Annotated in this window: 19 protein-coding genes; 8 read left to right on the top strand and 11 right to left on the bottom strand. The window is 45.5% G+C overall.

Features of this window, described 5'->3' with window-relative positions:
* Positions 1-174: 174 nt before the first annotated feature.
* The 4 genes from tilS to proS all read right to left on the bottom strand — a co-directional run bounded on the left by tilS (position 175) and on the right by proS (position 4,957).
* On the bottom strand, positions 175-1,497 hold the full coding sequence (gene tilS, locus AC6H3C_RS11625; protein WP_497520985.1) for a tRNA lysidine(34) synthetase TilS: 1,323 nt from the start codon (positions 1,495-1,497) through the stop codon (positions 175-177).
* A gap of 1 nt (position 1,498) precedes the next feature.
* The gene (gene pepT, locus AC6H3C_RS11620; RefSeq protein ID WP_497520983.1) at positions 1,499-2,722 is read right to left on the bottom strand and encodes a peptidase T; all 1,224 of its coding nucleotides are present in this window, start codon (positions 2,720-2,722) and stop codon (positions 1,499-1,501) included.
* Positions 2,723-3,409, bottom strand: coding sequence for a hypothetical protein (locus AC6H3C_RS11615; protein ID WP_497520982.1), 687 nt, complete (start codon positions 3,407-3,409; stop codon positions 2,723-2,725).
* Between the two features lie 72 nt (positions 3,410-3,481).
* Positions 3,482-4,957, bottom strand: a complete 1,476-nt coding sequence (proS, locus tag AC6H3C_RS11610) for a proline--tRNA ligase (RefSeq protein ID WP_497520980.1) — start codon at positions 4,955-4,957, stop codon at positions 3,482-3,484.
* Between the two features lie 97 nt (positions 4,958-5,054).
* Here proS and AC6H3C_RS11605 point away from each other — a divergent pair, with 97 nt between their 5' ends.
* The 6 genes from AC6H3C_RS11605 (at position 5,055) to nagB (ending at position 12,184) form a co-directional block, all read left to right on the top strand.
* Entirely contained in the window at positions 5,055-6,488 is a 1,434-nt protein-coding gene (locus tag AC6H3C_RS11605) for a hypothetical protein (protein ID WP_497520978.1), read from the top strand.
* Positions 6,489-6,542: 54 nt separating this feature from the next.
* Positions 6,543-8,030 carry an OmpP1/FadL family transporter gene (locus AC6H3C_RS11600; RefSeq protein WP_497520977.1) on the top strand — a complete coding sequence of 496 codons (1,488 nt, stop codon included), beginning with the start codon at positions 6,543-6,545 and terminating at the stop codon, positions 8,028-8,030.
* Between the two features lie 316 nt (positions 8,031-8,346).
* Positions 8,347-8,622, top strand: a complete 276-nt coding sequence (locus AC6H3C_RS11595) for a hypothetical protein (protein ID WP_497520975.1) — start codon at positions 8,347-8,349, stop codon at positions 8,620-8,622.
* 11 nt (positions 8,623-8,633) lie between these two features.
* Positions 8,634-9,347, top strand: coding sequence for a class I SAM-dependent methyltransferase (locus tag AC6H3C_RS11590; protein ID WP_497520974.1), 714 nt, complete (start codon positions 8,634-8,636; stop codon positions 9,345-9,347).
* Positions 9,348-9,350: 3 nt separating this feature from the next.
* Entirely contained in the window at positions 9,351-11,360 is a 2,010-nt protein-coding gene (locus tag AC6H3C_RS11585; RefSeq protein WP_497520973.1) for a DUF4954 family protein, read from the top strand.
* Positions 11,357-12,184 carry a glucosamine-6-phosphate deaminase gene (gene nagB, locus AC6H3C_RS11580; RefSeq protein ID WP_497520971.1) on the top strand — a complete coding sequence of 276 codons (828 nt, stop codon included), beginning with the start codon at positions 11,357-11,359 and terminating at the stop codon, positions 12,182-12,184. Before AC6H3C_RS11585 ends, nagB begins: the two co-directional genes overlap by 4 nt.
* A gap of 59 nt (positions 12,185-12,243) precedes the next feature.
* Here the strand turns inward: nagB and AC6H3C_RS11575 are convergent, their stop codons facing one another.
* Genes AC6H3C_RS11575 through AC6H3C_RS11565 form a run of 3 tightly spaced genes read right to left on the bottom strand, consistent with a single transcriptional unit; the run spans position 12,244 to position 13,253 of the window.
* Positions 12,244-12,666 carry a hypothetical protein gene (locus AC6H3C_RS11575; RefSeq protein ID WP_497520969.1) on the bottom strand — a complete coding sequence of 141 codons (423 nt, stop codon included), beginning with the start codon at positions 12,664-12,666 and terminating at the stop codon, positions 12,244-12,246.
* Between the two features lie 11 nt (positions 12,667-12,677).
* Positions 12,678-13,034 carry an RNA polymerase sigma factor gene (locus AC6H3C_RS11570; RefSeq protein WP_497520967.1) on the bottom strand — a complete coding sequence of 119 codons (357 nt, stop codon included), beginning with the start codon at positions 13,032-13,034 and terminating at the stop codon, positions 12,678-12,680.
* The gene (locus AC6H3C_RS11565; protein WP_497520965.1) at positions 13,035-13,253 is read right to left on the bottom strand and encodes an RNA polymerase sigma factor; all 219 of its coding nucleotides are present in this window, start codon (positions 13,251-13,253) and stop codon (positions 13,035-13,037) included.
* 194 nt (positions 13,254-13,447) lie between these two features.
* On the opposite strand from AC6H3C_RS11565, the gene AC6H3C_RS11560 reads away from it, so the two are divergent.
* Positions 13,448-13,810 (top strand): DUF6249 domain-containing protein, encoded by a 363-nt coding sequence (locus AC6H3C_RS11560; RefSeq protein WP_497520963.1) that lies wholly within the window; start codon positions 13,448-13,450, stop codon positions 13,808-13,810.
* A 177-nt stretch (positions 13,811-13,987) separates the two neighbouring features.
* Here AC6H3C_RS11560 and AC6H3C_RS11555 read toward each other — a convergent pair whose 3' ends face one another.
* Genes AC6H3C_RS11555 through AC6H3C_RS11540 form a run of 4 tightly spaced genes read right to left on the bottom strand, consistent with a single transcriptional unit; the run spans position 13,988 to position 17,594 of the window.
* Positions 13,988-14,680, bottom strand: a complete 693-nt coding sequence (locus tag AC6H3C_RS11555) for a vitamin B12 dependent-methionine synthase activation domain-containing protein (RefSeq protein ID WP_497520961.1) — start codon at positions 14,678-14,680, stop codon at positions 13,988-13,990.
* Positions 14,677-15,570, bottom strand: coding sequence for a CobW family GTP-binding protein (locus tag AC6H3C_RS11550; RefSeq protein ID WP_497520959.1), 894 nt, complete (start codon positions 15,568-15,570; stop codon positions 14,677-14,679). The genes AC6H3C_RS11555 and AC6H3C_RS11550 overlap by 4 nt, the downstream gene beginning before the upstream one ends.
* Positions 15,567-16,916, bottom strand: coding sequence for a uroporphyrinogen decarboxylase family protein (locus tag AC6H3C_RS11545; protein WP_497520958.1), 1,350 nt, complete (start codon positions 16,914-16,916; stop codon positions 15,567-15,569). The genes AC6H3C_RS11550 and AC6H3C_RS11545 overlap by 4 nt, the downstream gene beginning before the upstream one ends.
* 9 nt (positions 16,917-16,925) lie before the next feature.
* Positions 16,926-17,594, bottom strand: a complete 669-nt coding sequence (locus AC6H3C_RS11540; RefSeq protein ID WP_497520955.1) for a cobalamin B12-binding domain-containing protein — start codon at positions 17,592-17,594, stop codon at positions 16,926-16,928.
* A 117-nt stretch (positions 17,595-17,711) separates the two neighbouring features.
* On the opposite strand from AC6H3C_RS11540, the gene AC6H3C_RS11535 reads away from it, so the two are divergent.
* Positions 17,712-18,575 (top strand): helix-turn-helix transcriptional regulator, encoded by an 864-nt coding sequence (locus tag AC6H3C_RS11535; RefSeq protein WP_497520953.1) that lies wholly within the window; start codon positions 17,712-17,714, stop codon positions 18,573-18,575.
* The last annotated feature ends 26 nt before the right edge of the window (positions 18,576-18,601 follow it).

Raw genomic sequence — 18,601 nt, 5'->3', positions numbered from 1 at the left:
ATTTCCTGGTTAGGAAAAAAAATTTCCTGGCTAGGGAATTCTCATTTCCTGGCTAGGAAAAAAAAACGGCAAGGCAGGAAATTTTCTGCCCGTGATGATGCCGAAGGTCTCGTGGCCTTATGAACCTATTCTTACGCATCAATGGCTCCAAAACAATCAGGCAGTGTAACGCGCTTACCCGAGGCTAACGCGAAAAACCTCCCGGGTTTTTTTGGTAATTTTGAAGCGGTCGTCGATTCGGCGGCCAACAATCCAAACCACTTGCCGCCCGCTGTACAGGATCCAGGTAGCTTCTTTTTCGGGGATCGACATTTTTTCGTCGATGAAAAAATCACTTAATTTCTTGAAGCCGGTCATTCCGAGCGGCTGAAAATATTCGCCTTGCTCCCACTTTTTCAGGATAAGCGGAAATTGTAACAAATCGTAGTCAAAATCGGCTACCCCGGCATTGGTTGAAAAACGGAAAGCCGGACTTTTGCTGATTAATTCAAACTGAAGACGTAAAGGTTCTGTTATTTCCAGGCAATCGTCTTCGATGTAAAAGCGGCGGAGACCTTCTTCTTCCACCGGGGTAACGATCAAAAAATCGCGGTCTTTCACCAGGCGGAATCGATTGCTGTAAAAGATTTTACCGGCCTCGGCATCCAGTGCGCCATAAATTTCATGTATTTGACTGGCATTAAAGCCGAAGGGATGCAGAAATTCAAAAAGTACCGAAAGCTGTTGATTCAGCCCTTTTAGTCTTTCAATAGAAATCTTGAAGACATCCGGTTCCTCCACCATCATCTCCTTACGGAATTCATCAATCTGTTGCTGATAAATTCTTTCCGTTTGTTTTAAGATGGAGGCCGTTTTTGCTGCATTTTTCCGAAAAGCCGGATTCAGCTCTTCAAACTGAGGGATAATCTGGTGGCGAATGATGTTTCGCTGATACACCAGTTCATCATTGCTCGAATCGTTTTTGAAGTCAATTTTATGTGCCGCTGCAAACTCCAGAATCTGGCTGCGGCCTGCAAACAACAAGGGACGCACGATCCGGTCATTTTTTGCCTGAATACCGGTCAATCCGCGGATTCCGGTTCCCCGGCTCAGGTTAATCAGCATGGTTTCAATCAGATCGTCCTGGTGATGGGCGGTTGCAATATAATCATACGAAAGTTCGTCCAGTAACCGGTGAAACCATTCATAGCGAAGCTCCCGGGCAGCCATCTCAATCGAAATACCCTTTAGCCCGGCATATTCGCGGGTATCAAATTGTTTCACATACAGTTCAATCCCCTGCTCGCCGCAATAATCGCGAATAAAAACCTCTTCGCCGTCAGACTCGGTTCCCCGCAAACGAAAGTTGCAATGAGCCACAACAAATTCAAAACCAGCCTGCTGAAACAACTTCAGCATCACCATCGAATCGACCCCGCCGCTGACCGCCAAAATCAGCTTGTCAGCCGGAGTAAACAGATTCTCGTCTCTGATATATGCCTGAAAAACGTCAAACATTTTAATTAGCAGCTACTTTTTCAGCGATACGAACAATCACTTCAACCGCTTTTTTCATCGAATTGACCGGAACGTACTCATACGGACCGTGAAAATTATGACCGCCGGCAAAAATATTGGGGCAAGGCAGTCCCATATACGATAAGCGCGATCCGTCAGTGCCTCCCCTGATCGCCCTTATTTTGGGAATAATTCCAAGTTCGTTCATGGCCTCCTCTGCCAAATCAACAATGTATTTAACCGGCTCCACTTTTTCGCGCATGTTGTAATATTGGTCTTCCATATCAAGCTGGACCGTTCCTTCACCAAATTCATCGTTTAAAAAGAGGCAGATTTGGGTCAGCATGTCTTTCCTGGAGCTGAAGAGCTGCCGGTCATGATCGCGGATAATGTAGGTCATCTCCGTTTTTTCAACCTTGCCATTGAATGTAAGCAGATGAAAAAAACCTTCGTACTTTTCGGTATGCTCGGGCCGTTGCTCAGGCGGGAGCATACTGTTTAATTTCTGTCCCACATGAATGGCATTGATCATTTTATTTTTAGCGGCTCCGGGGTGAACGCTCCGGCCCTGGATGGTAATGGTTGCCATGGCTGCATTGAAGTTCTCGTACTCCAACTCGCCAATTTCGCCGCCATCGAGCGTATAAGCAAATTCGGCGCCGAATTTAGCCACATCAAAATGGTCGGCTCCCTTGCCAATCTCTTCGTCGGGAGTAAAACAAATCCGGATTTTGCCGTGCTTTATTTCGGGGTGATTGATCAGGTATTCCATCGCGGTCATAATTTCGGCTAAGCCGGCTTTATCGTCTGCTCCCAATAGGGTATAGCCATCGGTCGTAATGATCTCCTGCCCGATATAGCTTTCCAAATCGGGGAACTGTTCCGGGGATAAAGTTACCTTTTCGTTCAAGCGAACCGGTCCGCCCTCATATCTCCGGATCTGCGGGTTCACCTGTTCACCCGAAAAGTCGGAGCTTGTATCCATGTGGGCAATAAAGCCGACTACAGGCGCATTTTTTTCACAGTTGGCCGGCAAAGTCGCCGTAACATAACCATGACTGTCCTTTTCAACTTCCAGCATTCCGATCTCCTTCAACTCGCCAACCAGCTTATCGGCAAAAACAAGTTGCCTGCCGGTGCTCGGGAATGTTTTACTTTGAGGATCGGAAGTCGTATGCTCTTTAGCGTACCGGACAAAACGTTCAACTACTTTTTCTATCATCATTTAAACATCATCTGAATTAAATTTAAAGCCAACCCGTTTCCCCGTTTTCATTTTCGAATGGATAATTTCTTCCTGCATTTGTTCCACCGATGCAATTTTTATCTGATCGTAAGGAGGAACCAACAGATCGAACTCAATGGCATACCGGATAGAGGTATCGAGTATTTGCTTGATGACCTCCTTTGAAATCACATCGTTTTGAAAATCTTTCACCAGTTCTCCGGATTGACGTTTTCCTTCAACAAAAAAATGGTTCTCCCGGTTGATGAAAATCCGCGCAATAAGATAACCCAGGTCCTGCATCCGGTTGTACTTAAACGAATCCGAAAGAAAGTTATAAATGTGAATAATCCCGCTATACGAATTTAAGGGATCATTTTTTATATAATCGATTTTCCAGACCGGATGTTCGCGGTTAAATACAAACACATTGGAGTGCATGCTAAAAAGCAACATATCGGCAGCCAGCCGAAACTCAGCTTCAAACAGGCCTTTTTCGTGGAAAGTGGGCAAAGACTCGGCGCTGATCTTGCCTTTCAGCAACACGGAGTATTCATCGACCAGTTCCCTGAGCGCCTCCTTCAGTAAATTAAAGGAATACAAGGTATTCTGGTAAACTTTCTGCTTAACATTCGACTTGAGTACAATCGACTCAAGATTTTTGGATTTATCTTCAGGAAGGTTCATCTGACTATTTTTTTTATAAAAATAAGAAAAGCAGCCAACAATGACTGCTTTTCTTATTTATAGAATAAAATTTTAGTAGGCAAGGGCAAATATGACACGCTGTGATGATGGTTTACCCGAATACATGCAAATTCCTTCTTCTTTTTCCCCGGAAAAAGGGATACAACGAATTGTAGCTTTGGTTTCTTCCTTGATTTTTTGTTCCGTTTCGGCATCGCCGTCCCAATGAGCAAGAATAAAGCCGCCTTTGGTATTCAGCACCTCTTTGAATTCCTCGTAAGTATCCACCTTCGTGGTATTTTCTGCACGGAAATCGTAGGCCTTATTGTAAATATTCTTCTGAATATCCTCCAGCAGGTCGCTGACATATTGATCGATATTTTCGAGCGAAGCCGTTTCTTTGGTCAGGGTATCACGACGGGCAACTTCTACCGTACCGTTCTCGAGGTCGCGTGGACCCAACGCCAAACGCACGGGAACGCCTTTCAGCTCGTATTCTGCAAATTTCCAGCCCGGCTTTTTTGTATCCAGGTTGTCGTATTTAACCGAAATCCCGCGGGCTTTCAGTTTGGGAATAATTTCGTTCACTTTTTCCGAAATTTCAGCCAGTTGCTCCATATTCCGGTAAATCGGGACAATAACCACCTGGTAAGGAGCAAGCCGCGGTGGTAAAACCAGCCCGTTATCATCCGAATGCGCCATCACCAGAGCCCCCATCAGTCGGGTTGAAACCCCCCAGCTGGTTGCCCATACATAATCTTCTGTACCTTCTTTTGTAGCAAACCGCACATCAAAAGCTTTGGCAAAATTCTGCCCCAAAAAATGAGATGTTCCCGACTGCAAGGCTTTTCCATCCTGCATTAGCGCCTCAATGGTATAAGTCTCCAAGGCACCGGCAAAACGTTCATTGGCCGACTTGGCGCCTTTAATGACCGGAAGAGCCATAAAGTTTTCGGCAAAATCGGCATACACATTAATCATGCGTTCGGTTTCTTCCAGGGCCTCTTCGCGGGTGGCATGCGCGGTATGCCCTTCCTGCCACAAAAATTCTGCCGTCCGAAGAAACAGACGCGTACGCATTTCCCAACGCACAACATTCGCCCACTGATTACATAGAATTGGAAGATCACGATAGGATTGAATCCAATTTTTATAGGTATTCCAGATAATTGTTTCTGAAGTCGGCCTGACAACCAGTTCTTCCTCCAGTTTGGCATCAGGATCAACCACGACACCTTTTCCATCCGGACTGTTTTTTAAACGGTAATGTGTAACAACGGCACACTCTTTGGCAAAGCCTTCCACATGGCTGGCTTCTTTGCTGAAAAACGATTTGGGAATAAATAAAGGGAAATAAGCATTCACATGCCCGGTTTCTTTAAACATCCGGTCCAGTTCGGCCTGCATTTTTTCCCAGATGGCATATCCGTAAGGTTTGATCACCATGCAGCCCCGAACAGCTGAATTTTCAGCAAGATCGGCCTTTACAACCAGATCATTGTACCATTGCGAGTAATTTTCACTTCTTGAAGTTAATTCTTTCGCCATTTCTTTTGTTTTGGTATGGTATTTGCTTCTTTTGTATTGAATTTTGTAGGTACAAAGTAAATAAATTTATTCTTAAAAGAATCAGGAGGTAATCGTTATGAAATCAAAAGTTACCATCTTCTCGGCTTTGGCGTTTTTATTAGGCGCCTGTTCAACCGGGACCTACGTAACGGACAGGTATGATGATATCTACTTTACGCCCGGTGATGTTCCGCCTCCGGTTGTTGTTCAAAATGCAACTGTCAGAAGCACTGACCGCACATCCAATACCCCGGTCATGATCATGAGTGAACAAGATCAAAATGACGGAGGCACGCTGAAGAATTACATCCTGGAAACAGATCGTCCTTCAGCAGATGCCCATTATTATGACATGGAAGGGATGGAATTGATCGGATCGGATACCACGGTTTATGAGAATGACCGTGAAATTAATTATGTCATCAACAATTATTATGATGCTGATGATCTTGACTTTAGCTACCGCATTAACCGGTTTCACCGGTATCCGTATTATTCGTCGTATTACTGGAACAGATATTACTATGATCCTTTCTACTATCCGTATTATTCCTGGGGATATTATGACCCGTGGTATTACGACTACTGGTACGGACCATCATTTGGCTTTGGATTTGGCATAGGCTGGTACAGCCCCTGGTACTATTCATCCTGGGGATATCCTTACTATGGACACTATCACGGTGGATATTACGGTGGTGGATACTATGGCGGAGGATACTATGGAATCCGGAACAATGACGTTCGCGTTGGAAGAAGAAGCACTCCAAGCTATGATTATAGCGGAACGGCATTAGGATCAGGCAGTACACGAAGCGTGTCCCGTTCGGCCACTACCGGTACGGTCAGTTCAACCGGAGTCAGCCGGCAAGTAAGTGGTGCACAGAGCGCTACCCTTATGGAAAGAAGAAGAACAACTGCCGACACCGAAGTGAGTTCTACCGGTAGACGAAGTATTTCAACGACAGGAACAGGCCTTAACCAGGGCACTGCTGTCGGGCAAACACCCTCAGTCAGGTCAACAACCGTTACCGGCGCTGAAAATTCGGCTGTCAGAAGAGCGACAACGCCGGTTAGCACAGGTACTTACCAAAACAGGTCGACCACTACAACGCAGCAAAAAGAATATACGCCAAGTTACAGTAAGCCAAGAACGGTTACCCGTTCTACCTACAACAGCAGCAGCAATTCTTCAGGTTCGTCGTACAGCCGACCCGCAAGCTCATCGTCAACCGGCATAACACCGAACAGTTCATCCGGTACGAACACCAGAAGCACTTACCGGTCAAGTTCGTCGTACAGCCAGGGGTCAAGTAGCAAAAGTACACAAACTTACACTCCGCCCAGCAATAGCAGCACTTCCCGTCCAAGCAGCAGCTATAGCCCAAGCAGCAGCGGCTCACGAAGCAGCGGCTCAGTTAGCAGTGGAAGCCGTTCTACTTCTTCCGGCAGTTCTTCATCGGGCAGTAGCTCCAGAAGCAGTGGTGGAAGCAGCGGCGGAAGAAGGTAACAGACCCAAGCGATAATTAAATGAAACGATGTCTAATTTAACAGAACAAATGCCATGAAGAAAATTAAATATCTAACAATTGCTACGCTTTTTTTGGGCACAACTGCCTTCGGACAAGGATTAGCAGATGCCGTGAGGCTGTCCAATTACCAGATTCAGGGAACGGCACGTTCGGCCGCGATGGGGAATGCCATAGGCGCAGTGGGAGGCGATTTCACCTCCCTTTCCGTAAATCCGGCGGGTATTGGCATTTATCAAACCAGCGAATTTACGTTCACGCCAACATTCGGTTTTCCTAAAGCTGAAACAACCATTGACAACCGGTCTTTTTCAGATAATGATTTCAAACTCACCTTCGACCAATTGGGATATGTCGGTTCTGTAAAAATTAACGAGAGCTCATCCAGCATCGTCAGGTTTAACTACGGAATCGGGTTTAACAAATTAGCCGATTTTAACCAGTCGTTCGCGGGAAGTTACGGAAATTCACCTGTCTCTTTTCTCGACGGCATTGCCGACTATGCCAGCAATGAACGGCTGTCAAACAACTATTTAGACCGAGACTTCCGCAATATTGATTTCAGGGACTGGCATGCAAAACTGGCCTGGGAAACCTATCTGATCGATCCGGCCACAAATGATCTTGGTCAGATTATCGACGGTGAATATGTTAATATTTTATATGAAGGCGAAACGGTTGACCAAAATAAAACCTGGGAACGAAGCGGCCGGATCAATGAATATTTATTTTCTGCCGGATTAAACTTCAACCACAAATTTTACCTGGGGGCTACCCTCGGCCTGCACGATGTGTTTTACCGTCAGGAATCATTCTACTCGGAGCAGTTTTCAGACTATTCGTTTCGATTTACCGACTATTACAAGGTAACCGGAACAGGTTATGTTTTTAAAGTCGGAGCGATTATCAAACCGGTATCGTCTGTTCGTTTGGGATTGGCTTTCCATACGCCAACCTACTATGTACTCGACGAAGAAAATGCCCTGGCGATGCGGTCGTATTTACAGGAAAGCAGCTATGCTGAAGGTATTAATCTCTATGAGTACGATTTTTACACGCCAATGAGAACCATCCTCAGCGGGGCCTTCGTGGTAAACAAGGCTGCGATTCTCAGTTTCGATGCCGAGTACCTGGATTATACCGCCATGCGTTTTCGGAATGGCAGCGGCGGAGACTCGATGAGCGATTTGAATGCAGATATCGACGAGGCTTTCGATAATACATTTAATTACCGGCTTGGCGCCGAGTTCAGAGTAGCGCCGTCCTTCAGCTTATTGTGCGGATACGAGTCGTACGGCAATCCGTTCAAAAACAACATGAACTGGAATGAAGAGACGCAGACAGACAACATCAGTTCATTTTCATTAGGCTTCGGATACTCGGTTAAGAATTTCTATATTGATACGGCATTCAAACAATACCTGGGAAAAAACAACCTGGTTGACCCGCAGCCCAACTACACCAGCGTTCCGGTAGAATATACCAACAACGAATTAAAATTCACACTGGGCTTTAGGTTCTGAGCAAAAGCTTGTCTGGAAAAATAAGAAATAAATCCGGTCAAAAAAGAAAATCAACTGACAAACAACCTCTTACCGAGTTTAGTTCAGGATCCGGATTCAGGTTTTTTCAGACAAGCTTTCTTTTTTCGTTTTTAACGGATGACCTCCTCCATGACTCGTCTGGTTGGGTGAGTTATTTTCTGAAAAATGCCCGCTTATAGGCCGAAACCGGCATTTCGACACCCAATTTATAGCTGTTCATAAAATAATCCGGCGTGGGAGGCGTGTCCAAAAGCTATTTTGACGTAACTTGTCTACACTATTTATTCCCAATTTTATGGATAATTTCAGGAACATCGATTATCATACTTCTCTGGAAATTTTCAGGAAAGCAGAATATGCCGGAAGAAGGTTGAAAATTGGCGACCTCAGTACATCCATGTGGTTGCAGAAAGAAAACATTAATCTGGACCTGATTAAAACGATTTCGCTCAAATTTCCCGACCTGAAAATTTTTATTATCGGCGAAGGAGATACAGAAGGATTTTATATTTATTCCCAAAAACAAGAAACTTGTCTTAAATTTGAGGCTGCAATAATAGAATTGAAATAGCCTCCAGATTTATGGCCTTAACCGATCCGATAGCACAGGGAGTTTACGATTATCACTTTAAACGAATCAACTCGCCGGTCGTCATCCACTGCGATGAATTTGAACCGGACGAAGTTTTGCCTTCCTATTTTTTCAGAAAAATAAATGAAATGCCGGACCTGGAGCAACAGGCGCTTCAGTTGGCAAAAGGTAAAATTCTGGATGTCGGGGCTTGTGCCGGTTGTCATTCGGTTTACCTGCAAAACAAAGGGTACGAGGTTTTCGCGCTTGAACAAGCTGAACTCTGTTGCCGGGTATTGGCCGACCGGGGCGTCAGGCAGGTTATTCAGGAAGATTTTTTCGATTACCGGGGGCAACAATTCGACACCATCCTGCTCCTGATGAACGGAACCGGTATTGCAGGAACCTTAGACCGGCTTAACTGTTTTTTTAGTCATTTAAAGGTATTGCTCGCCCCCGGCGGACAAATCCTGATCGATTCATCCGATTTGATTTATTTATACCTGGAAGAAGACGGTACTGCCCGGCTTGACCTGAATGCAGACCGCTATTACGGAGAACTGACCTACCAAACGGAATATAACGGGCAAAAAGGCGCTGCTTTTTCGTGGTTATACGCCGACCCGGAAACCTTAAGCGAAATTGCCCGTCAAAACGATCTTCAAGTTGAAAAAATAATATATGGCGAACACTTTGACTACCTGTCCGTCATCAAACACATTTAAACGATGAACAAAATTCAATACCGCCCACTGGCCGAAGCCGAGATTGACGCATTAAAATTAAATAACTGCAGCTCCGAAAACTGGAGGCTGGTTCAGGTTTCTGCCAATTTCGATCCATCCCGCTTTTTAAACAGCCGGTTCAGCGGAACCGTTTACATTGCGCCCCAAACCGAAGAGGTTTACTTATTTGGCGGCGTAACCAAAGCATGCGGGATTTATTTTTCACACATTCATAATTGCACGATTGGTCCCAACGTTTACATCAACCACATCAAAAACTACATCGCCAATTACGATATTGAAGACCATGTCATCATCGATAATACCGATATTTGCGCCGTCGACGGGAGCAGCTCGTTCGGAAACGGAATCCTGGTGGAAGTGCTTGATGAGACCGGAGGCCGGAAAGTGCCTGTTTACGATAAGCTGTCGGCTCATTTGGCCTATATTATGGCCTTTTATAAACACCGCCACAGTACCATTCAGAAAATTGAGAACCTGATCGGGCAATATGCGCGGGACGTTAGTTCAACGCGGGGACGAATTGGCCAACACAGCCAAATCTTCAACTGCCGGGAAATACGAAATGTTAAAATTGGTCCTTACACCCGGATCAACGGGGCCAGTGTGCTTGAAAACGGTTCGCTCAACGGCAACCGCGAAGCGCCCGTGAAACTGGGGAATGAAGCGATCCTGAAGAATTTTATTGTTTCTTCCGGATCGGAAATTTCGGACGGTGCAATTGTTTCGAACTGTTTTATCGGACAGGGATGTATCCTCAGCTCGCAGTATTCGGCGCAAAACTCCTTGTTTTTTGCCAACTGCCAGGGTTTCCACGGTGAAGCCTGCGCTGTTTTTGCGGGACCGTACACCGTAACGCATCACAAATCGACCTTGCTGATCGCGGGCATGTTCTCGTTTTGTAACGCGGGCAGCGGATCGAACCAGAGCAACCACATGTATAAGCTGGGACCAATTCATCACGGTATTGTTGAACGCGGATCAAAAACTACCAGCGATTCGTATTTGTTATGGCCTGCTAAAATAGGCGCTTTTACGCTGGTGATGGGACGGCACTACAAAAACTCGGACACATCGGATATGCCTTTTTCTTATCTGATTGAAAACAAAGACGAAAGCTGGCTGGCTCCCGGTGTAAACCTGAAAAGTGTGGGAACCATTCGCGACGTGATGAAATGGCCAAAACGCGATAAACGGACCGATCCGCGAAAAATGGATTGCATCAACTTTAACCTGCTCAGTCCGTTCACCATCCGAAAAATGGCCAATGCCATCGATATCCTGCACCAGATCAAACATATTTCGGGAGAAACGACCGAAGTTTTCTCTTACAACAACACGAAAATTACCCGCGATGCGCTCGAACGCGGACTCAACTTATATCACCTGGCCATCATGAAGTTTATCGGGAACTCGATTATTACCCGACTGAATCAATGTCCGCTGACATCGCCCGAAAAAGTACGGGAATGCCTGAGGCCAAAGAGCGCCGCCGGCAAAGGAAACTGGATTGATCTGGCCGGTTTAATCGCGCCCAAAGCCGAAGTGATTGACTTGCTCGAAGCCATTGAACACAACCGGGTTAACCGCCTCGAAGATATTGAACAGTTTTTTTATGAACTACATGCCAATTATTACGAATACGAGTGGAACTGGACGGCCGATTTTATTGAAACCTACCTGCATAAACCCGTTACCGAATTCTCGGTGAACGAACTGATTGAACTGGTTAAGGAATGGCGCGAAAGCGTAATCCGGATCGACCGGATGCTGTATGAAGACGCAAAAAAAGAATTCCGCATGGATGCCATGACCGGATTTGGAATCGACGGAGATCATAAAATTAAGCAACGGGACTTTGAACAAGTACGCGGCCGTTTTGAAGACAATGATTTTGTAAAAGAAGTATTAAATCATATTGAACGAAAAACCGACCTGGGAAACCGGGTGATCCTGCAATTACAGGAAGCTTTAAAAATACAAACAACATGAGACTTATTATTCAAAACAACTACGAGGCCCTGTCGAAATGGACCGCAAACTACATCGCCCGGAAAATTCAGCTGGCAGCGCCAACAAGCGAAAAACCCTTTGTGCTGGGCTTACCAACCGGCTCCTCCCCGCTTGGCGTTTACAAAGAATTAATTGCGCTGAACAAAAGCGGGAAAATCAGTTTCAGACACGTAGTAACCTTTAACATGGACGAATACGTTGGTATCCCCAAAGATCATCCGCAAAGCTACCACACGTTTATGTGGAACAATTTTTTCAGTGAAATCGATATCCTTCCTGAAAATGTGAATATCCTGAATGGCAACCCGGAAAACCTGAAGGAAGAATGCGCCCGCTACGAACAAAAAATTAATTGGCTTGGCGGAATTGATCTGTTCCTGGGAGGAATCGGGCCCGACGGACACATCGCCTTTAACGAACCCGGGTCGTCGCTTGCCTCGCGCACCCGCGACAAAGAATTGAATTATGACACCATTGTCGCCAATTCGCGTTTTTTCAACAACGATGTCAACCAGGTGCCCAAACTAGCCTTAACGGTAGGCGTAGCCACCATCCTCGATTCAAAAGAAGTGCTTATCATCGTGAATGGTTTTGGAAAAGCCCGCGCTCTTAAGCATGCCGTTGAAGAAGGGGTAAACCACATGTGGACGATCAGCGCTCTTCAGTTACACCCGAAAGGAATGATTGTTTGCGACGAACATGCCACCTACGAGTTAAAGGTAGGCACTTACAAACACTTCAAATCCATTGAAGAAAACAATCTTGAACCGGAAAAACTTTTCGACTCCGATTTGGTGTGGTAAAGTTATAAAACGAAATTGCCCGATGAACACGCTCTGTATTTATCGGGCAACTCCATTTGTCATCTTCCGGTAAGCGGTTTGTACCGTCGTTGAATAAACCAGTCGAGAAGAAGTAATAACGCGGCTGCAACCAAGGCAAATACGAGTACGGAGGGAAGCTGACCAAAGATTCCGGTTAACTGGTCGCCCGCGTTCGCCACCGCTGTGAAGTCGGCTTTGGGCACTTTTGAAAACAACATATCGGCTAATCCCGGTTTTCCGGTACTGGCCGCCGTGTCGGAGCCCAATAAAGCGTAAAGAATAAACAGAACAAACAAAACGCCAAGCACAGGTAAAAACCATCGGCCAAACACCGGCTCATACACTTTTACAATGGATTGCTGATGTATTTGCGCCATCACTTTTTTCGTAAAATCAACCGGGGCCCGTTCGGGCCGGTACGACTTCATCATCTCCCTGAATTGCTGATCCTGTGTTTTCATGTTCTTCCCCTTTATAATATACTGTAGATCTCTTCCTTAAAAGAACTGCTGAGCAGCTCGTACATTTTTTTTCGCGCCCGGTGAATTTTCACCTTCACGTTGCTTTCCGACAAACCGGTAATCTGGCTGATCTCTTCCACTTTTTGTTCCTCGTAATAATACAAGGTAATCAATACCTGATCCTGTTCAGGAAGCATCGAAAGCGCTTCATTCAAACATTTCTCCAGCTCTGCCTTATTGATTTCGCTTAGCTGTTCGTGTATTTTAATTTCGTCCTTTTCACTTAAATACTGCTCGTCCAGCGACCGCACTTCCACTTTTCGCTTACGCAACAAGGTTATACACCCATTATAGGTGATGCTGTACAACTAGGTGGAGAACTTCGATTTCTGCCGGTACGAATTTAATGAACGATAAGCCTTCACAAAACTATCCTGCGCCAATTCTTCTGCATCTTCTGCATTTCGCAGCATTTTTAAGGCCAGCCCATAAATCAGATCCTGGTATTTTTCAACCAGGTATGAAAAAGCTGCTGCATTTCCCTGCAACACCTGCTCAATATAATATTGATCATCTTTAGGGCTCATATTTCCCATATGACGACAATATATCATTCAGGTTACAGATCGTTCAAAATTATTTATTCTTTACCTGAAAAATACCCGCAGACCAACCAAAAAGCCGAGAAATACAAAAATAAACAGACAAACTTGTAACCGGTGACATCAAGCTGCGTCATAAGGACGAATTTGAAATTAATAACAATAAAAATGATAACGTCATGAATGAAGCAATTGTAATCCCGGTCAGTTTTTTCGCGTTTATTTTCGCCATGTGGTACGTGTATATCAGTACCCGGAACAAAGAACGAATGGCCTTAATTGAAAAAGGGGCCGACGCCTCTCTCTTTAACGTAAGGCCTCGTGGCGGAAGTTTTTTTTCGCTGAACTACTTTCTGCTAAAAATAGGCTTCCTTTTTATGGGAATTGCCGTTGGCGTGTTGTTTGGCAATATTCTCGACATGTACACCAGTCTGGAAAGCGGCACCGCTTATGTATCCATGATCTTCCTGATGGGAGGTTTCGGCCTGGTTGCCGGTCATTGGTATCAGGCCCACAAAGAAAAAGGTAAGGCACAGGAATAACTGTTTACAATCAGGGAAATAAGTGTTTGCCCCGAAAAGTTGCAGCCACCGGCCGGTAGTTCAAAATGTACAAAACGCAGGTTGAAATTGCCGGAACAGGAACGTCGGCGCCAGCTATTCGGGGCAAACGCTTCATGATTGTTCAACTAACTTTTGGTCAATTTCGCGCTCCAAGGCTTAAACCCGATGAACTTCGCGGTAAAAACAGTGTTCCATTTCGCACAGGGTACACTGATAATCACGAAATTTAACATCCCGCCCGATGCCAATCAGTCCGCTGATTGACTTGACGGGATACATCAGAGACGAAGGTGTTAATTGAACACCACAAGGCGATTGGCCCAAAAGGGAGAACAGTTTATGCTGATCGGCCACCTGCCAATGACAGTAGCCCGGGCTGTAACGATTGGTCATCTTTTCATGGCTCCCGGCAATTTCGTCTCTGATTATTTCCTGGAGCCGGTCTCCCGCCGCTTCAGCTATCAGCGTTCCCAACACATCGTACACATAGCCAAATACCGGGTCGTCGCCTTTGAGCAATTGTTCCGACTTTTCGCTGACGGTTTTTCCTGCCGTACATACAAAAAAAACCAGTTTGCCGGAACCCTTCAGCTCGCCGGCAATCGTCTTTCCAACCTTAAACTCCTGTTCATCAACCCATACCGACCGGTTGTTTTCGCCCCAGGCGAACCGGTCAACCATCCGGAATGCTCCCCGTATATCGTCGAGACCAGCAGCAAATCCGAACGCCTGTTTCAGATACTCCGGGAAAGGGTCAGGGAAAAAACCTTCGTCGTACCCAAGCAGTTTGATCAGCCGGAGCCGATCGATATTCAGTTCATCAAAACAAAAAGAAATTTCTCTGGTCATAAGCTGCTATACTCATCAAACATGGTTTGCAGGTTTTTCCGTTCTTCAAAATGCCCAATCAAAACCATTTCTCCCGCCTCCGGGAAGTTCGTGACCTCTTTGCAAGTATAATCGTTAAACACGCCTTGCACAAGAACCGTTTTCCCGCCAACTAATTTAATAAAACCTTTATACCTGATACAGTTTGGCTTCAGTTTTTCGAGAAACTGAAACAGGCGTTCCCTGTTGATTTCCCGGTTATTCCTGATCACCACCGATTCGACATCGGGCCGGCCAAGCGACTCCTCTTCCGGGAAAAAGCGGATTGACTTTTTCGCATCGTTAAACTCTACTTTTCCGTAAGTCGCCGGAAGCAACCGGGCATAAGGGTTTATCTTTTTTACCTCGGAAACAATCCCGGCAATTTTGTCGCCGGCCAGATCAATTTTATTCATAATGATGGTATCGGCCACCCTCAACTGGTGGTTTAACCTCAACTTTACAGCCGGAATCCGGTCGAAATTTAGCATGTCAACCAGGCACCAAACGTGTTCGAGGTAAACCTTCCCTTTCAGCTTTTCGGCCTGAAAAACCTGCCCCACGCCGATCGGGTCGGATAAGCCGGATGCTTCCATAATCAATACATCCGGCTGGTATTTATCGACAAAATCAGACAGTGAATTAATGAACGATCCCAGTAAACAAACACAGAACACCGATCCGTTATTTATCTCCAGGATTTCGTGTCCGGATGTTTGCCGAAGTTTTCGCCCGTCGATATTAACCGGCGAAAACTCATTCTGAATAATCGCAATCTTTCTTTTCCCTTCGTCCCGGCTGATAAAATGATTCAGGAAAGAAGTTTTCCCGCTTCCCAGAAAACCGGTCACCAGATGCAGCGGAATGCTCATTGCCCCAGCCTGTTTTTAATGGCCTGCACGATTGCTGTTTTCGGGGGTATTTGACTGATAAATTCAATCTTGCCGTTGATACAGGTGGTAGGTACGTTCTGTACGCCCAGGGCCATCATCATCCGAATACCGTCGATGTCTTTAATTTTATGCTCGTTTACCACGACCCGATCACCGAATCCGGCAGAAGCCTGTTTGACCGCTTCCACCATATACTGACAAGGCGCGCAGGAAGCCGAATCGAGGGTGATGATATCGACAATCACCTTCCCTTCAGTAAAATGACCGTCAAGACTTAAGGGTTGAAGCGATGAACTGTGTTCCATTTCGCGGGTCACCTGCCGGGCATAATCGTCGTAAACCAATTCGGTTACCGCCTGCAGGTTTTCAATAGGTGTATCCATGGGCAAATCGCAACCGGGAGCCAAAATAAAGCCCTTGTTCCCGCCCAGATCAAGACAGTTCACGGCTTCTTTTTTCGAATCCAACTCGTTGCCCAACAGCAACACGCTGGTCAGTTTCAGGTTTCCTCCAAAGCTGATTCCTTTTTGCAAAGCCACATCCCTGACGTAGTCCAGCGGAATATTCTCGTCAATCGAAATATTATCGGGCCTGCAATCGCACATCACTTCAATATTTTGTTGCGCATGGCCGCATACGAAGAATGAACTGTACTTATTTTTCGACCGCACAAAGTCGAAAATTCTCCGGGCATACGGACTTACGAAGGTTTCGAATGACATGGGGTCGATCTGGCTGGTCATCGGGTCAACCACGGCAACCACGTCGCAGCCTGCCTCGAGTAACATCTCTGCATGTTTTATCCCCGCCTGGCTGCAAAATTCCATCACTTCTCCCACGTAATCCGGATCTTCAAACAATTTCATAAACACATCGGTCCCCATCAGGTGAAGGGCCAGGGTAAACGGTCCGGTAATTAAACCGTACAAGGCCAGTTCCGGATATTTTTTTCGCAGGATTGATGTCGCTTCAAGTTCAACAGGTAAGCGTCCATCCGTTGCTGAAGGCAATTTTAAGGAATCAAGCGATACCCCTTCAACCAGCGGATGTGAAACCACCGCCGGAGGATTTTCTTTGCTCCACACTATTTTACAACCTAGTATCTCCGCTTCGATCTGCAAATCAAACAACACCGGAATTCCGTCGGGTTTGTACAATTCAATCGCTTTGCTGATCCCGTCAACAATGTTTTTTGAAGATTTCAAATACGCCTCGGCATCCACACCAATCAGCCTGCCGCCATGAACACCCACAAAGGGAACCCAGGGTGCGCGCTCTACCTCTTCCAGTCGAAATGCCTTTTCAAGTAATTTTAATCCGTTCATTTTTCTGTCTTAAGCAATTTTTGTATTCAGAAACTCAACAATCCCCTGCGGATCAGCGGCATACGCATCGGCTCCAATCTTTTTACAAAAATCGTCATTCACCGGGGCGCCGCCAATAGCCACCAGGGTTTGCGGGAACACTTCCTTAATTTCTTTCGTAATTTTTTCCATATTGACCATCGTCGTGGTTAACAGCGCCGACAGACCAATCACCGCGCCGGGATTTTCTTTTAAGGCCGCCAAATATTTATCGGACCCCACATCCGTGCCAAGGTCAATCACCTTGTAGCCGTTTCCTTCCACCATCATCGACACCAGGTTTTTACCAATATCGTGCAAATCGCCCAGCACAGTTCCAATAATAAAAGTGCCTTTTTGTTTGGCCTCGCCCGAAGCAAAATAAGGTTTCAGGTGAATCATGGCGGTGCTCATTGCTTTTGCTGACATCAACACCTGGGGAACAAACACTTTATTCTCACGGAATTTAATCCCGATCCGTTCCATGCCGGGCATTAGTCCGTAAGTCAGAATGTCCTGTGCCGGGACAGCCGATTCGAGCGCCTGCCGGGTAATTTCGTCGGCGCCGTCTTGTCCCTTCATTTGCGGCGGGAACGGAGCAGCTTTATTTATTTTGCCAAATTCAACACATTCGGCCAGTTTTTCTAATAGATCATTCATAACATTCAGATTTAGTTTTAGTTACAAATCTACCTGCTAAAACAGACAGAAAAAATAGGATTTTCTTTGAAAAAGATGGAAAATCTTACTTTATTTGATTGTCTAATCCTTCTTTTAATGATCGTCAAAAAACGGTTCGTCAAAATACCTCCATTTATTATTGAAGGGCAAACGGTAGATCCGTTAACAAAAGATCTTTATCTCTGTGAACTTTCCGAATTACTTTTCGGGAAACACTCTGTTCTGGAAGAAAGCACGCCCCTTCGGAATCATTTACTTCTATATTGTCTAAAAGGAGGTTGCCACTTAAAAATTGCAACGGATGATGTTGTTTTATCGGCCGAACAATTTTGCATTATCCCCAACGGCTTTACTTATAAACTGATTTCCGGGCCAACCGAACCCACCATCCTGTTCTTTTGCCAGTTCAACGGCTCAAAAAGTAAAATTCTGGAACAGGAATTTACCGTCGTCCGCGACTTGATTCCTTCGGTAAACAACCGTGTGGCAAACCGCAAAATGCTGATTGACGAACTATTCAACAACCTGTCGCGCGGTTATCTTTATGCCAACATGCACTATGTAAACTTCACGTTTACCCACCTGCTGGCCACCTTCGTTTTCGCCTCGAAAACCAGCGAAGACATCCAGGTAGAAGACAATCCGCTGATTCAGAAGACCATTCGTTTTATGGAACAGAACATCGACCGGAAATTGTCGCTTCAGGACATTGCCAATGAAGTAGGTTTTTCGGTTACTTACCTTTCAACGATCTTCAGAAAAGAAACCAACTATAGTCCCTTGAGTTATTTCTCCCACCTGAAAATTACCCGATCGTGCGAATATCTCGACCATACCAAGCTGAAAGTCAAACAAATCGCTTTTTTACTTGGTTATTCCGATCCCTACTATTTTTCGAAAGACTTTCAAAAAAAGATGGGCATTTCGCCACGGGCTTATCGCCAACGGGTAAAAACCTGAACAATAAAAAAATCATTTGCTTCAAT

The sequence above is a fragment of the Gaoshiqia sp. US2 genome, assembly GCF_059705485.1.
Note: the sequence above shows the minus strand (reverse complement) of the source record. Positions and strands in the feature narration are given on the sequence as shown.

What these genes read in the sequence shown, in the direction of transcription:
- tilS (WP_497520985.1), bottom strand. Translation starts at nt 1,497, where the DNA reads ATGTTTGACGTTTTTCAGGCATATATCAGAGACGAGAATCTGTTTACT.
- pepT (WP_497520983.1), bottom strand. Translation starts at nt 2,722, where the DNA reads ATGATGATAGAAAAAGTAGTTGAACGTTTTGTCCGGTACGCTAAAGAG.
- AC6H3C_RS11615 (WP_497520982.1), bottom strand. Translation starts at nt 3,409, where the DNA reads ATGAACCTTCCTGAAGATAAATCCAAAAATCTTGAGTCGATTGTACTC.
- proS (WP_497520980.1), bottom strand. Translation starts at nt 4,957, where the DNA reads ATGGCGAAAGAATTAACTTCAAGAAGTGAAAATTACTCGCAATGGTAC.
- AC6H3C_RS11605 (WP_497520978.1), top strand. Translation starts at nt 5,055, where the DNA reads ATGAAATCAAAAGTTACCATCTTCTCGGCTTTGGCGTTTTTATTAGGC.
- AC6H3C_RS11600 (WP_497520977.1), top strand. Translation starts at nt 6,543, where the DNA reads ATGAAGAAAATTAAATATCTAACAATTGCTACGCTTTTTTTGGGCACA.
- AC6H3C_RS11595 (WP_497520975.1), top strand. Translation starts at nt 8,347, where the DNA reads ATGGATAATTTCAGGAACATCGATTATCATACTTCTCTGGAAATTTTC.
- AC6H3C_RS11590 (WP_497520974.1), top strand. Translation starts at nt 8,634, where the DNA reads ATGGCCTTAACCGATCCGATAGCACAGGGAGTTTACGATTATCACTTT.
- AC6H3C_RS11585 (WP_497520973.1), top strand. Translation starts at nt 9,351, where the DNA reads ATGAACAAAATTCAATACCGCCCACTGGCCGAAGCCGAGATTGACGCA.
- nagB (WP_497520971.1), top strand. Translation starts at nt 11,357, where the DNA reads ATGAGACTTATTATTCAAAACAACTACGAGGCCCTGTCGAAATGGACC.
- AC6H3C_RS11575 (WP_497520969.1), bottom strand. Translation starts at nt 12,666, where the DNA reads ATGAAAACACAGGATCAGCAATTCAGGGAGATGATGAAGTCGTACCGG.
- AC6H3C_RS11565 (WP_497520965.1), bottom strand. Translation starts at nt 13,253, where the DNA reads ATGAGCCCTAAAGATGATCAATATTATATTGAGCAGGTGTTGCAGGGA.
- AC6H3C_RS11560 (WP_497520963.1), top strand. Translation starts at nt 13,448, where the DNA reads ATGAATGAAGCAATTGTAATCCCGGTCAGTTTTTTCGCGTTTATTTTC.
- AC6H3C_RS11555 (WP_497520961.1), bottom strand. Translation starts at nt 14,680, where the DNA reads ATGACCAGAGAAATTTCTTTTTGTTTTGATGAACTGAATATCGATCGG.
- AC6H3C_RS11550 (WP_497520959.1), bottom strand. Translation starts at nt 15,570, where the DNA reads ATGAGCATTCCGCTGCATCTGGTGACCGGTTTTCTGGGAAGCGGGAAA.
- AC6H3C_RS11545 (WP_497520958.1), bottom strand. Translation starts at nt 16,916, where the DNA reads ATGAACGGATTAAAATTACTTGAAAAGGCATTTCGACTGGAAGAGGTA.
- AC6H3C_RS11540 (WP_497520955.1), bottom strand. Translation starts at nt 17,594, where the DNA reads ATGAATGATCTATTAGAAAAACTGGCCGAATGTGTTGAATTTGGCAAA.
- AC6H3C_RS11535 (WP_497520953.1), top strand. Translation starts at nt 17,712, where the DNA reads ATGATCGTCAAAAAACGGTTCGTCAAAATACCTCCATTTATTATTGAA.